Origin of the sequence: Bradyrhizobium sp. CCBAU 11357 (assembly GCF_028128865.1) — a bacterium.
Lineage (GTDB): Bacteria > Pseudomonadota > Alphaproteobacteria > Rhizobiales > Xanthobacteraceae > Bradyrhizobium.
On record NZ_LBJW01000017.1, the window covers coordinates 420,097 to 433,600 of the forward strand.

The 13,504-nt window shown below is 59.2% G+C and carries 14 protein-coding genes, 1 tRNA gene and 1 pseudogene; 6 read left to right on the forward strand and 10 right to left on the reverse strand.

The window, feature by feature from the left end; translation table 11 throughout:
* The first annotated feature begins 65 nt into the window (after window positions 1-65).
* Window positions 66-142, forward strand: a tRNA-Pro gene (locus XI05_RS06985).
* 138 nt (window positions 143-280) lie between these two features.
* On the opposite strand, the gene XI05_RS06990 is transcribed toward XI05_RS06985, so the two are convergent.
* On the reverse strand, window positions 281-1,009 hold the full coding sequence (locus XI05_RS06990; protein WP_271499946.1) for a hypothetical protein: 729 nt from the start codon (window positions 1,007-1,009) through the stop codon (window positions 281-283).
* 603 nt (window positions 1,010-1,612) lie between these two features.
* On the opposite strand from XI05_RS06990, the gene XI05_RS06995 reads away from it, so the two are divergent.
* From XI05_RS06995 to XI05_RS07005, 3 genes are all read left to right on the forward strand, one after another.
* A complete protein-coding gene (locus XI05_RS06995; protein WP_271499947.1) occupies window positions 1,613-2,302 on the forward strand; it encodes a hypothetical protein in 690 nt (229 codons plus the stop codon).
* A gap of 703 nt (window positions 2,303-3,005) precedes the next feature.
* Entirely contained in the window at window positions 3,006-3,458 is a 453-nt protein-coding gene (locus XI05_RS07000) for a WD40 repeat domain-containing protein (protein WP_333939820.1), read from the forward strand.
* 47 nt (window positions 3,459-3,505) lie between these two features.
* Window positions 3,506-3,703: a hypothetical protein gene (locus XI05_RS07005; protein WP_081494501.1), complete on the forward strand. Its 198-nt coding sequence runs from the start codon at window positions 3,506-3,508 to the stop codon at window positions 3,701-3,703.
* Here XI05_RS07005 and XI05_RS07010 read toward each other — a convergent pair.
* The 5 genes and pseudogenes from XI05_RS07010 to XI05_RS07040 form a co-directional block, all read right to left on the reverse strand.
* Complete coding sequence (locus XI05_RS07010) at window positions 3,689-3,889, reverse strand: hypothetical protein (RefSeq protein ID WP_038387444.1); 201 nt, start codon at window positions 3,887-3,889, stop codon at window positions 3,689-3,691. The two genes, XI05_RS07005 and XI05_RS07010, sit on opposite strands and share 15 nt — an antisense overlap.
* A gap of 102 nt (window positions 3,890-3,991) precedes the next feature.
* On the reverse strand, window positions 3,992-4,192 hold the full coding sequence (locus XI05_RS07015; protein ID WP_038387535.1) for a hypothetical protein: 201 nt from the start codon (window positions 4,190-4,192) through the stop codon (window positions 3,992-3,994).
* Window positions 4,193-4,403: 211 nt separating this feature from the next.
* Window positions 4,404-4,910 (reverse strand): phasin family protein, encoded by a 507-nt coding sequence (locus tag XI05_RS07020; protein WP_271499948.1) that lies wholly within the window; start codon window positions 4,908-4,910, stop codon window positions 4,404-4,406.
* Window positions 4,911-5,453: 543 nt separating this feature from the next.
* Window positions 5,454-5,672: a hypothetical protein gene (locus XI05_RS07030; RefSeq protein WP_271499950.1), complete on the reverse strand. Its 219-nt coding sequence runs from the start codon at window positions 5,670-5,672 to the stop codon at window positions 5,454-5,456.
* A 659-nt stretch (window positions 5,673-6,331) separates the two neighbouring features.
* A pseudogene (locus XI05_RS07040) lies at window positions 6,332-7,171 on the reverse strand (sensor histidine kinase); the annotation flags it as partial.
* 341 nt (window positions 7,172-7,512) lie between these two features.
* On the opposite strand from XI05_RS07040, the gene XI05_RS07045 reads away from it, so the two are divergent.
* Window positions 7,513-8,274: a Crp/Fnr family transcriptional regulator gene (locus XI05_RS07045; protein ID WP_271499951.1), complete on the forward strand. Its 762-nt coding sequence runs from the start codon at window positions 7,513-7,515 to the stop codon at window positions 8,272-8,274.
* A gap of 14 nt (window positions 8,275-8,288) precedes the next feature.
* Here the strand turns inward: XI05_RS07045 and XI05_RS07050 are convergent, their stop codons facing one another.
* Window positions 8,289-8,528: a hypothetical protein gene (locus XI05_RS07050; protein ID WP_271499952.1), complete on the reverse strand. Its 240-nt coding sequence runs from the start codon at window positions 8,526-8,528 to the stop codon at window positions 8,289-8,291.
* A gap of 869 nt (window positions 8,529-9,397) precedes the next feature.
* Between XI05_RS07050 and XI05_RS07055 the strand changes: the two genes are divergently transcribed.
* Window positions 9,398-10,465, forward strand: a complete 1,068-nt coding sequence (locus XI05_RS07055) for a glycosyltransferase family 4 protein (protein ID WP_271499953.1) — start codon at window positions 9,398-9,400, stop codon at window positions 10,463-10,465.
* 1,380 nt (window positions 10,466-11,845) lie between these two features.
* Here XI05_RS07055 and XI05_RS07065 read toward each other — a convergent pair.
* From XI05_RS07065 to XI05_RS07075, 3 genes are all read right to left on the reverse strand, one after another.
* Window positions 11,846-12,151 (reverse strand): hypothetical protein, encoded by a 306-nt coding sequence (locus XI05_RS07065; RefSeq protein WP_038387527.1) that lies wholly within the window; start codon window positions 12,149-12,151, stop codon window positions 11,846-11,848.
* Window positions 12,152-12,387: 236 nt separating this feature from the next.
* Window positions 12,388-12,660 carry an alpha/beta fold hydrolase gene (locus XI05_RS07070; protein WP_271499954.1) on the reverse strand — a complete coding sequence of 91 codons (273 nt, stop codon included), beginning with the start codon at window positions 12,658-12,660 and terminating at the stop codon, window positions 12,388-12,390.
* A 140-nt stretch (window positions 12,661-12,800) separates the two neighbouring features.
* Window positions 12,801-13,076: an alpha/beta fold hydrolase gene (locus XI05_RS07075; RefSeq protein WP_271499955.1), complete on the reverse strand. Its 276-nt coding sequence runs from the start codon at window positions 13,074-13,076 to the stop codon at window positions 12,801-12,803.
* Between the last annotated feature and the right edge of the window lie 428 nt (window positions 13,077-13,504).

Below are 13,504 nucleotides of genomic sequence, written 5' to 3' on the forward strand. Positions count from 1 at the left end.
GATAAAATTCCTCAGCTCGGCCGCTTGCAGTGCGTCAAACCCGACGCTATAAGCCGCCTTCTTGTCGGAGTGTGGCTCAGCCCGGTAGAGCACTGCGTTCGGGACGCAGGGGTCGCAGGTTCGAATCCTGCCACTCCGACCATCAATTCAATGGCTTGCCCGGCCTCGCGGTAGCTCCAGACCGCGCTTTTCTGCCCCATTAGCACGCAAAATGCACGCACCGTGTTGCCGCCGCGGGACGCAGCCATGTCGCCGTGTTGGGGATGGGGGCTGGTGACCATTATTTCCGCCTCTTCCAGCCCGGCTTGATGGCGTAGGGCTTCTCCAGGTCCCACTTCTTGGTGTGCTTGTTGACCTCGCGCACGAAGGCCTCGACGGCGGCGATGGCGTTGCTCAGGTAATCGGGGGCGTAGGGGTCGATGCCCGAATAGCGCCGGGTCGTCTTCTTCTTCCCCACCGGGACGTGGCCCAGGAAGATCGAGATCTCGCGCCCGGGAACCTTCGCCACGTTCTCCATGTACCTGCCCAGCGTGTGCCGGATCGAGGTCGAGTTCACCCGACCGGGGAGCTTGGCCTTGCTGACCAGATTGCGCATCGCCGTCTTAATCGATTTCACCGCCTCGCCCCGATAGCTCACGATCGGACCCTTCGTAGTGGTCTTGAGCCACGGAGCCCACGTCGCCGAGATGCGCATGATCGGACGGACCTTCTTGGTCTGGATGCGCCCCTCCGGGTTCATGAAGAAAAGGTTGTGCTGCCAGTCGATCTGTTCGGCGACAAGTTCGAGAATGGCCTCGGGGCGCGCGGCGGTGTTGATCTCACCGACGTTGTAGTTGAGTACGTGAGGGTCGGAAATTGCATCGAAGAGCTTGGCGACCTCCACAATCGTGAGTTCGCGGCCGCGGAGTTCTTCAGCTTCCATCTCGGCCTCTCCCCGGATCTCGGGCACCACGGGCGCGGCCGGAATTTCCTCGTCCTCGATGGCGAGATTGAATGCGGCCCGCAGCACGCTCGCGATGCGGCTGACGTAGGAGACCTTGTGCCCCTCATCGACCAGGCGGTCGAGTACGCGCCGAATATCGCGCTTGCGCAGGACCGCGACCGGGATGTTGCCGAACCGTTACTCCGAAGGCTACGGACGCAACGTGCGGCCGCACACGGCTGGCTGCGGCCGCACACGGCAGATCGCGGCCGCACCTTGAAATCGCGGCGGTCGCGGCGGCCGGCAGCGATCCTCTGGCCGGCCGCGAGGACGGCCATCTCACGCGGATCGGCGTAGGCCGCGGCCAGTTCGCGGATCTTGCGGGCCGGAAAGCCAGCGCGAAGTGGTTCGCTTCCAGCGGGCGCCGGCGCCGACCAGAGGGCCTCTCAACGTCCCTACTGCTAACCGACCATAGAACGTCCGCTACAGGCCGATCTTGGTCCGGGCCCGGAAGCATAGTACGTCCGCTGTGAGTAAGCGGGCTGGGGGCAACGCACTCCCGTCCAATGCCAAACGGGGGCCGTGCTTGACATCTTCGCCGGTCGGCCCGCTCCATAGCGTGCCCAATGCCAATGGTGCGGATCAGCAAGATTTCCTATCCTGGGCTGTTAACCGAATCTGGAGCAACCCTTGATAACGAATTACGCCGCTCGCATACGGGCGCTCGACGACGACGCGCTGGAAAGATTCGTGACGGATTGGGCCAAACGCAGGACGCGCGACTACGTCGAAACGCAGCGTTGGTCCGGCACGGGCGACATGGGTCGCGACGTGGTCGGTTATGTCACGAGGCAGCGGCACGAAGGCGAGTGGGACAATTTCCAGTGCAAGCAGCTGTCGTCCAGGCTTTCGGAGAAGGCCGCCTTCGTCGAACTCGGCAAGATCTTCATGCACTCGGCCGCCGGAGAGTACCGGCTTCCGCGAGGGTACACGTTCGTGGCCCCAAAGGGCGTCGTCCGAAACGTCCAGAACTTCGTCGCTCATCCGGAACGCTTTCGCCAAGCGTTCCTCGACAGGTGGAACGAACTCGTCGCCCCGGAGCTCGTCGAAAACCAGGTCGTCACGCTCACGCCGGGGATCCGCGACGCAATCGAACGCTTCGCCTTCGATAGCGTGTACTGGCTCGATGCCGCGGGGCTCGCCGAGGACGAATATGCGATCCCAGCGCTCGTCAAATGGTTCGGCTACGACCCAGGTGCGGCTCCTCCGGGCGTCACTCCGGACCTGCCGCAGGACGAGGAAGCACCCTATATCGAGCAACTGATCGGCCTTTACGGGGAACGCCGCAATACCACGTTCGCCGACTACGACTCGCAGTAACGGAGCGTTACCGGTCGGCCAAACGAGGGGAGAAGGGACGGATCCTCGACGAGCTGTGCGCGACGACGGACTGGCATCGCAAGCATGCGGTGCGCGCGCTCCGGCGACGCGAGACGGTTGGATCGGGCAAGCTCGAGACAACAAGAAAGCGAAAACGCAGATATGGCGCGACGATCACCCGACCTTGCTGCCTGCCCTTGAGCGGAGCCACCGAAAGATCGTTGTCGTATTTCCTTGGATGGAGGCCGGTCGACGATCTCACCGCGGCGAAATCCGGTGCCTCCGTTGACGAAAGTTGTTGTCAGCGATTGTCCGCTTCACCTTACCTGGAGAGCCATCGGGCTTTATTGCAGGTGATGGCAGCCAGTTGCTCCACGTGTCGGCATCGGGTGTTACCCGACAAGTTGCGAAACTTGGGGCTCCGATCGATCTCGTTGCCTCGGTGCATGCCGGCGGTGTTCTGGCTGCTTCTGGCGGGTCGGTCATACACTATGATTCCAATGGTGATGTCGGATGGCTCCAGGAACGCGCGGGAGGGACTTCATCCGTGATGGCCGTATCGCGAGATGGTCGGAGCTTTGCGATAGCAGCTGACGGTTACCTGCTTATCCGTGCCTTCGGACCGCGACCCGAGCCGGCCGCTTCATTCGCGCTAGGCTCAATCTCAAACTTGTCGTGGAGCCCCGACGGAAGCTGGTTGGCCATGTCGATAGCGAAGGGAGGCATCTTGTTGGCGCGCCTTTCCGATGCGCGAACCATTCGGATTTCCAGCTATCCTGCGAGCGTCTCGTCTCTTTCGTGGAGTGCAGACTCCCGCTTTCTTGTGACGAGCGGCGCCTATCGGATCATCGCATGGGACGCGTCCAGCCTTGACGATGGTAGCGAGCAGCTGACGAGCCTGAGCACCGGTCGCGCGGGATTCGTCCTCGTCGAGGCGGTGGATATGCACCCGGGGCGTCGGTTGGTTGCGGCAGGATATAGCGACGGCAGGGTCGTTGTCGCCAGGATCGGAGAACCCGACGAGCTGGTCGTCAAACCGCCGGGTCGGAGTGCCGTCCAAACCCTCCGATGGTCCGAAGACGGCCAGCATCTTGCAATTGGAACACGAAGCGGCGAGGCGGCGATCGTGACGTTCCCGCCGCAAGTCTTCAAGTAACAGCGAGCAGGGCGAGGAGCCTTGCCGCGAGCGCTGGGAGGGAATTCATGACGGCCACTCGAGTGCAAAATGAAGCCGAAAGCAAGGATCAGTTCTTCCAAGAGCTGGCAGAGCTCTCCGAGCGCATGATAACCGCGCACGGAAAAGAATTTTCGATGGGCGCACTGGTGCTGGCCGCAAGGTTCATCGCTGAAAATAGACCACCCGTTTGTTCTCGCGCCCTCCTGCGCTCATTCTTGGGCTAAGAATTGATCCAAATCGATCTTCAGGTCTTTGGCCGCGTCGCCGCTTATCGCGAGACGAAGGACACCATCTTCAGTCGAAATCTCTAGAACGCCGCCGAGCGGGCTCGTGGAGGACTTGTGCACACTTGTCTCCAAAACATTCAATGGAACGTCCGCGCGAACATAACCCTCGATCAGTGTGCTCATTGGATTTCCCTATTCGGGCTACGCCCTGGTAAACTACCTGCGCAATTCCCTGCGGAAGCAGCGACAAGCTCAAGAGCGCTAATCCCGGCCACGGATGCTTGTTCAGGTTCTGGCGTCAATTGCCCGGTCCAGCTCGCGAAGATACGATAGTCCGTGCACCGTCAAGCGGTGCTGGTCTTTTTCGCCGCCGATGTACAGTTCCATCAGGTGCCTGGAAAGCCGTTCACGGGCGCCCTTCGTCTCGGAGCGGTCGGCGAGGACGCCGTATATGCTTAGCGCGCGATCAACGGGGAGAATGTTCATTGGATTAACTCGTGGGATCGTTTCAGCTCTGAGTAGGCAAGGTTCGCTGCTTCGTATCGTTCCCAAAAAATACCTCGTCTCATGATGCTATTTTAAGCGCGAAGGATCACGCCGTAGATGCACGTGCCTAAGAAATTATGTGTAGAGTCCGCAGAGCTAAAGCCGAAGCGAATCTTCATAGTCTGTTTGGCAAATAGGGTGGCCTTGTCTCTTAGGCTGACCGCTTGGCGCTTATTTCGGCAAGCTCTTTCGAATACTTCCCGAACATGGCGATACGCTTGCTTGTGAATTCTGCAATGACATTGACAAATTCGAGGGGCGAACCAATCGTCACCAGCCTCTCGCTGAACTCAAAAGCAAATGTCATGTTAGCTTGCGCCATTTCCAGCAGCTTTGCTTGATAAGCGCGCACGCTTGCGGTGGCTGAAGATAAATCAAATCCTTTGCTCAAGCTGTTACCCGTCATCGTCTTTTTGAAATCGTCTTGTAGGGCCGCCACTGGATTCGCGATAACAAGGGGAGCCACTGGTACAACAAGGGCAGCCACTGGTTCTGAGTCGTTATGACGCTTGGGAGACGATTTAACCGAGCCTGCCGCAACGGAGCGCAGACTGACCTTCGGGCTTCTGACAATAGCCTGAGTGGCCCGCTGGGCCTTCGCGGCTATTTTCGGACTGCGCGCGTGCTTTGACGCCGTTGCCGGTTTACGTTTGCTCATATGACACTCCAAAGGATGGATTGGGACCACAGCGGTCATTCGTGCAAAGACAACAGGCTCCGCAGTTCGACGTTCCAAACGGCGAGTTATGGAAGTTCCACATGAGACTGTGGCTCTTCCAGATTATTTCAACTTGCCGTTCGGACCAGAAGGTCTATGCCTGCTACACTACTTTCGTCGGCGTCTTGGCCGCTTAAGCGCACGGTTTCGGCTCTGGCCCGAAAGCCGCTTCGCATTCTTCGCTACGTGCTGTCGGTATCGATGAACTAATTCATCCCCGGAAGCACCAGCGACGAGACTTGCGGCAGCTTCGAAAGCTGCGCTTATCTTTTCACTGAGCATCAGATTAGCTTCGCGGCGGGCGCTTCTGCCGCCGTGCATCAACTTCATCATCCGAAGCGCAACTACTCCGTTTGCTTGGCGGCCAACAACATCAAAGAATTGAACATCCGCCGCCCTCCGCCCGTAACAAGGTGAAGGTCAGAAATTGTTCCGGCAGCGCTAGCTTGATCGTCAAACGCCTTAACGCGATCGGGCAGGAGACTAGGGGCGGGACGAAATTCGAAGTTCCAGAAGTGCCATTCGCTCTAAGACCTTTGGGTCCCGCTCTCCGTCCTTGGCCGTGCGCAGAATTGTCTCAGCCACGGATTGAACATGCGTTGAACTGATCGGATGCGGAAGTGTAGAGAGCGCACTATTCATTGCCACCGTCATGATTTGGATGGTGTCGGGTGGAAACGACGCATTTGAAAAATCCTTCATGCCTTCAATCCAACTTTCGCAAAGTTGTCCATCAGCGCGAGTAAGCGGAGGGGCAGCTCATTGCGTTGCGGGCCTAGAGCCAAGGAAAGGGTGGCACCGATTTCCGTACAGATTGCGTCGCTGTGAACGCGGTCGGTTTGAGCCCCATTATGGTGAGCGAGATTTCCAAACTGCTGTTCGTCGGGAGTGTCGCTTAACGACGGGCGGTAACGAGGCGCGCTTCCACAATCTTTGCTTCCGAACCGTTGCTTCGCAAACACGCCGTAGCGAAGTCCGGCCAAACCTGCTGCAAGCAACTCTGCGCAACGGAGCGGACTAGAAGCCGATCTGCTTTTGCCAAGGCAACAGTCTCACTCGCTTTGGCTTTGGGGGCGAACGCCGGCAAGGCGATCACCGACGTCCCGAGCGCCGCAAATATCTGCGGCTTAGAGGAGTTTCGTCGTTCCCCGAGCGAAACTTCCTTCATTTACGTGGCATGCGGTCCGCCGAGCGTATCAGAACGCCGTGTTATTTGAGGCGGCGAGGGCGTATGATAGCCGAACAGGCACATTCGAGGCCAAGGACGACATGGCAATCAAGCCAAGCAAGGACACGTTCGATCCGCAAGAGTTTCTCGCCAAAGTCGGGGCGGGGAAAACGATATCGAAGTATCGAAAGGGTCAGATCATCTTCGCAGCGATCGTCAGATGGCCCTGAAGCTGCCGCGCCATGCCGGCGATCACCTTGCAGCCCAGGCTCGCGCGTGGCTGATCGATGGCGAAGCCGTCGGGAAGGCCGATGCCTTCGTCTGAAACTTCGACATGAAGATGTCCGTCGATTTCCCGGGCTGCCACCTCGATCGCACCACGACCTCCTGGGTAGGCGTATTTGATCGCGTTGGTGACGAGTTCGGTGATCAGAAGCCCCAAGGGAATGGCGTTGTCCGCCGAAAGTAGCATCGGGTCCGCGTGGCAATGCAGCGTGTGTCCATCGGTGTTGCCCTTCAGCTTCTTACAGAGCTCGGTCATAAAATCTGCGAGATCGACGAAGCCGATCCGCGATCCGCGCCATAAATGATCGTGAACCTCGGCGATGGTGGCCACGCGCAGGCTTGCGTCTTCGAGGGCATTTTTGACATCCTGGGATTGCGCGCTGCGCGCCTGGACGCGAAGCAGGCCGACGACGGAGGTGAGGCTGTTCTTGACGCGGTGGCTCATCTCCCGCGTCAGTAGGGCCTGATGTTCTAGCGCCTCCTGGAGTCTCGCGTCTGCCTGCTGACGTTCGATGGCTACTCCCAGTAGTCCGGCAAAACCGGCAAGAAAATCGGCGTCCGCCTGATCGAACTGGCCGGGGTCCGCGCTATCAACTTCCAACACGCCGAAGAAGCTGTTGCCGTCTCCACCCTTCTCAATCTGCACGTTGATCGCGCGCCTGACGCCGTGATCGGCCAAAAGCTGAGGGGTCCGGAAACGCGTCTCTACCTCCAGATGGTTGGATATAACGGTCTGTCCCGTCTGGTACGGGCTGAAATTAGCCCACGCGGTGCGCGACCGCTGGCCACGCATAAAATCCTTGTCGTATCTGGCGAGGTTCGGCTGCAGCAGTCCGAACTTCCTTCCAACAGTTGCTTTGTCGGGAAACCGTGTCGGGCGGCGGCTATGGTCGAGGAATTGCGTTCGCTGGTGGGTTCTCCGCCATTGTAGTCCGCAACACCCGCGTTTGCGGGACCCTGAGACATGAGCCGTATTGCTCAGACCTGCTGCCGAATTTCTGTCTAGTATCGGAGGATTTCCCTTTCACTCCTAGCCGCGCCGGAGCCCCCACTCGGATACGTCCAGGCAACCGGACCACGACAAGAGAAATGACCAAACCTCAAACCGATCATGACCTGCGAAGCAATCGATTGCTCGGCGCGCTGGAGCCGGCCAGCCGTAAGCGGATAGATATCCATCTCGAGCCAATCGAGTTCAAGCTTGGCGATATGGTCTGCGATGCGGGTGGTCTCCTCAAGCACGCCTACTTCCCGCAGGGTTCTGTGCTTTCGTTGCTGACGGTCCTGGAGAATGGCGCCGCGATCGAGACCGCCAACATCGGGCGCGAAGGCGCATTCGGCCTCTTCGCTGCGATGTATAGCCGCGTCTCATTCAACCGGTGCATCGCGCAACTCGCAGGCCTTGCGGTTCGATGTCCGATCGAACTGCTGCAAGATGAATTCAAGAACAGCGAACACGTGCGCGATCTCTTCGTCAGCTATTCGGAGACGCTGCTTTCGCAGGTCCAACAGACTGTCGCATGCAATTCAATGCATACGACGGAAGAACGAATGTGCCGGTGGCTATTGATGATGCATGACCGTGCCGGAGGCGAATCACTCCCTTATACGCACGAATTTCTCTCGCATATCCTGGGCGCCAATCGGAAGTCCGTGACGCTCGCGGCACAATCGATGCAGACAGCCGGGCTCATTAGCTACCATCGGGGAACTATGCAGGTGCTCGACCGCGTGAATCTGGAGAAGGCGTCGTGCGAATGCTACGCCGTCGTGAAGGAGCGTTTCGACGCATTCCTGACGCCACCGTCGATCGCAGTGCAGGGCCATAACGAGGGGCGTAGGGAAAGGTAGAACGCACGGCTCTGCTACTTTGGTGCGGGAGACACAGCCACAACTTCGTCGGTCGGTACGGCGGCTTCGGCCGTCTTTGTGGATTTTGGCGCGGGCGGGATCTTCTCGTCGTCTGCACTGCCGACAAGGCGATCCTGCGCCGGCTTCAGCGTCAGTGAAGCCACCGCCGATCTGGTCAACCCGTTCTCCGGAAGCACGTCGACGACGGCATCAGTGGCGACGAGACCAGTGATCTGCAATTCCTGCGGCGACAATTCATGCATCCCACGGCGGAACCGCGCCGATCCAAACCCGGCAATTCGGTTCGCATGCAACCCAAGTGAAGTGCATCGGTAGTTTCGATTTTCGAGCACGGTTATGGCGTGAGCGGAGGACCAGCCGCGGCCATCATGCCTGGCAGAGTCATGCAGAGGGCAACTGCGAAACAGGGATGCCCTGCTAGATCGAGACCGAACTTGCCGGGGCCGCTATTCAATGCCTTGTCGCGCTGTTTGCGTTTGGTCCAATTCCGCCAGCCTGGTCCAGACTTTGGCCATCCGAAGGAACTGCAATCGCAGAACAGGACTTACGGTACCGTTCGCCAACTGCGTCAAGTCAGATGCCAGACGCAGGCACTCTAAGTCATGCTTTCGCGAATATTCTGAATTCGGCATCGTGCACCGCCTCGAACAACCGGCGCCGAATCATTGCACGGGGTCGCTTGGCCTGTCGGTGGTCTACGCCACGGACGGAAACACAAAAAATCGCCTGGATTTGAATTCACGGAGCCTTGGTGTGCCGCCCAGGCATCGTTGAGCGGAGCCAATGAGTATTCGGTTCAACAGGAGACCGGATTGTAGAGCCTCAAATCCTTAAATTCCATACTTCCGCTGATATTGGCGGCGGCCGCACTTGCAGGTCCGTTCTCTTCCTTGTTACGCCTACCGACCGCCAAACTCATCTTCGACCGCTAGGACAAAAAAAGTCTTTCCGCTCAACCACGCAAATGGAGCAGGTCACGCTCCGTTTATTTCAGAAAACTGACCAATATTGACCAGCGGCGCTTGAGCTCAGAAGCGCATGCTCGTTCTACACCGCCCTCATCGGTATCTGCTGTTCCTAACGAAAACAGGGAGATAAATAGATGCGCATCGCGCAGGTTGCTCCGCTCACGGAGGCTATTCCGCCCAGGCTTTACGGCGGCACTGAGCGGGTGGTGCACTGGCTGACCGAGGAACTGGTCGCATTTGGGAATGATGTCACGTTGTTCGCAAGCGGCGATTCCAGCACCTCGGCAAAACTCCACGCGACGTGGCCGAAGGCGCTGCGCCTCGACGGGTCGGTTCGCGATCCCAACGCGTTGCACATGGTGATGCTCGAGCGTGTGCGGCAAAAATGCGACGATGAGGAGTTCGATTTTCTGCATTTTCATCTCGACTACTATCCATTCTCGTTGTTTGCCCGGCAGCCGACACCATTTCTCACCACCCTTCACGGCAGACTCGACCTGCCCGAGCATCAGCCGGTGTTCACGACATTTTCATCCATCCCGGTGATTTCAATTTCGAACGCGCAGCGGCGGCCGGTGCCGCAGGCCAACTTTATCCGCACCATTCATCACGGCCTCCCGGAAAAACTGCTGACGCCGAAACCGATCACGCCTGGTTATCTGGCAGTGCTTGGTCGCATTGCGCCAGAAAAAGGCGTCGATCGCGCCATCAAGATCGCCATCCGATGCGACATTCCCTTGAAAATCGCAGCCAAAGTCGATCGCGCCGATCAGGAATACTACGATGAGATCATCCGCCCGCTGATCGACCATCCGCTCGTCGAATACATCGGTGAGATCGGGGACCACGAAAAATCAGATTTTCTCAGTGGCGCGATTGGGCTGCTCCTTCCCATCGACTGGCCGGAGCCGTTCGGTCTTGTCATGATTGAAGCGATGGCATGCGGTACCCCGGTGATCGCATACAACCGCGGTTCGGTTGCGGAGATCATCGACGAAGGCTTGACCGGTTTCATCGTCGAGGATGAAACCAGCGCCGTCTCGGCAGTCGGCCGTCTCTCTCTACTGAACCGGGCAGCGGTCCGAAAACAGTTTGAGGCGCGTTTCACCGCCCGCCGCATGGCGCTTGACTATCTCGCGGCCTATCGCAGCCTGATGCAAGCAGCAGAACCGCGCATCAAACTAGTGAGGAGCGCCGAATAGCGCGTGCATCAGATCGCCCTCGGGCAGCCGGCACGGCCGGCCCTTGAGGGCGGCGGCCAACCCGCAGCTGCGGGAATGGCACACCAAGAACCTGGGAAGGCTGCCCAGCCTCAAGTTCATGCGGACGATGTGGGTCTGCAACGTTTCGGGTGGCCCTTCCAGTTCACGGCCACCAAGCCCGGCACGACGCCGCTCGGCCTTGAGGAGGCCCACCGCGACCTCCGGATCTCCCCCGTAGAATTGGATGGGGTCGCAGCGGAACTGGGCACGAAGCGCAAGGAGGCTGTAGTACTGGCAGCCGTCGCGGCCCACAACGACGAGGTCACCGCCCGGTTACGTCGCGGGCGCTAAGCGCGGCTGGAGCATCCTGTGTTTCCCAGTCCAGAGGATCCCGCCCGGCCAAACCTGATTGTTAGCCGCGCGCCGACGAGGTGATCGAATAAAGCTACGAGTTGCTGCGGTGCATGAGCATGTTTCCGGCGGCACATTCGAGATATCCCGCGATGTCCGTTCTTCGGTCGCTATTGGGTAGGGTAAATCGGACGTATCGTGGACACCATTTCAGCGAAGGACCGCGTAGATGAGCACTTGAGCGCGGACGTCAAGCCTGCGCCGCCTCGCCACGTGGGTTCCTGGAACCGGACGATTGGAAAAACGTTGCCAAAACTAGATTTTTTTGCGGCGTAATGCGCAGCCTTCGGAGGGAGATCCAAATGGATACCACCACGCTTCTCATCATTGTTCTTCTCATTCTGCTGCTGGGCGGCGGCGGCTGGTACGGCCGTGGACGTTGGTACTAAACGTGCGCGATGTCTCCAACGAGGTCCGGCCAATAAACGACCTGCAGCACGCATGCAGGCGTCATGCCGAAGAGACGGATGTATCAGCTACCACGCCGTACGAAGGGGAATTGCGTAGCCTGACATCGAGCGGCGCGAAGCGTTCCTAATATTATGGGTCGCGTTCGCTGTTAGCTTGGTCGAAGCGCTCGTCGCCTCATTTGAAAGGGCGTTACGCGGCTGTTACCAGCTTAAAACTTTGGCTCTTTTGTTCGTTGATCTGTGAGGACGATGAAACGCGCCAACGCAGCCGAACCGAATGTTGTCGATATAGCGACATCGGCCGCGTCGCGGTCGCGGGTGATAAGGATCCGGCTGATACGCGGATGGTCGCGACGTGCATTGCATCAAACGTGTGCCAGCGACCGTGAAGAGAGGCCTCGAACCACACTGAAATCCATTGGTACGGTATCCTGAGGAACGCCGATATCGCCGAGTTAACCAATGCAGTATCTCGTGGCGGTTCAGGGTCGGATATCTCGACTGCCAATGCTGCCCACTCGCCTCCGCGGTAACGCGCCTCACGCAGCGCGTCGCGTTCTCAGTCGCAGCGGCGCTCCCTGCGTGTGATCATGCGGCCGTCGTCCCGTTCAACCGTGGTCGTTTCCGTGCGACAGTGCCGTCGTGGGCCGATGGTGACACCACCTGGGCCGACACCAACTGTGGTGTCGGAGTCATACCGCCGGCGATGCTCCCTATCGTAATCGTAGCGGTAGTCGCGGTCCCGGCCGACCTGAACATCGACGCCCTGGGCCACCTTGACGCCCTCTGCCTTCGTCGGAGTGCTGAGTGGGGCAGTCATCAGTATCGCTGCGGCTGCGGCCACAGAAAGAGCGATCTTCATCATTGCAAGTCCTCCCTCGGTTTGTTTTGAGATGCAACGGGCGCGAACCCCCAGGGTTCCACCGGGTAGTCCCCGATCGATCGGGGCGATCCCGCTTTTCCTTCAATCGGATCGGGCTGATTACAAGCTGACCTGCGCCCTGGCCTTGCCGATCGGCCGCCGGGTCATGGCAATAACGATGCAGCTCCCCGGTTGCCAACAGACCGAATTCAGTCTGGTACTCGATAACTACCTGAGGACTAGTAGCTCGTCAGGCCGCTCCCATAGGCGAGAAGGCGCTCAGTAAGCACTTCCGGATTTGACAGCGCCAGCAGATGGCCGCCGGGAATTTCCTCCACCGCCTTGCCGAGCCTTTCACGTGCAACACGCCGTTGAAATTCGATCGGGAAAAAGCGGTCGTCTCTTCCCGCCAGAACATGAATGGGAATGTCGGGCCAGCGCTCGAAACGGCAGAATTCGCCGAAAAAAATCTCGGCTTCCTCGCGCGGTTGCGGCGGACCGGCGCGCAGCACATCTTCCGGTACGTCGTGCAGGAAGTAGGTCGCGAGATCAAACTCCGTCGCCTAGCCTCGGCGCCCCGCGGCTTTTTTCCGCGCTTCGGCAGCTCCTGTGGCGTCCCACCACGCGCCAGCCATTTCGCCGGGCTTTGGAATCATCGCATTGACGAACACGAGCATCCGCACGGCGCATGCAGGCAAACAAGCGGCGCCGTGAAGCCCGCGAGCGATTGAGCGACAAGAACAACGTCGCGTCGTTCCGCGATCGCGCGGGCGACGATCTCCGCATACGCAGCGAGACCGGCATGCCTGTCGTCCCCAGGTAGATCGACGGCGATGGCTGCATGCCCGGCCGCGTGAATGGGCGGCACCACCCGGTGCCAATACCAGGCCATACCGCCTGCCCCGGGGACAAGGACGAATGATGCCATGCAAATTCTCCTCCGTTGCTGCCAGACCAGTTGCGCGAAGGCGCGGGCGGCGAACCCCTGCAACGGAAACGCGGTCCCTCAAAAGTGCCGCGAGACGACATTGTGCTCTGGGCTGGTGAAGCCGCAAGTTTTTCCATCGGGGGTGCTCCGTTGCGTGCAACGCGAGGCGTCGTCATGCCAAACTGTGCCAAACCGCTCTTCCTGGCGCAGTCTCGCTGCCCCGGCAGTGCGTGTGGTTTGGAGATCAGGGCAGGGTCGACACGAGCACAGTCCAGCGGTACAAGCGTCGGACTTGGCGCGAGGTAAGTGGCTGTTTTTGCTAAGGTTTGACGGATTGAGCCCCAATCCTTTCCTGGGCACCAAACTTTTCTGGACAGCAAGCCGTTCCAGATAGTTAAAGCCCATCAGAGTGTTGCGCCGGCCCCGAC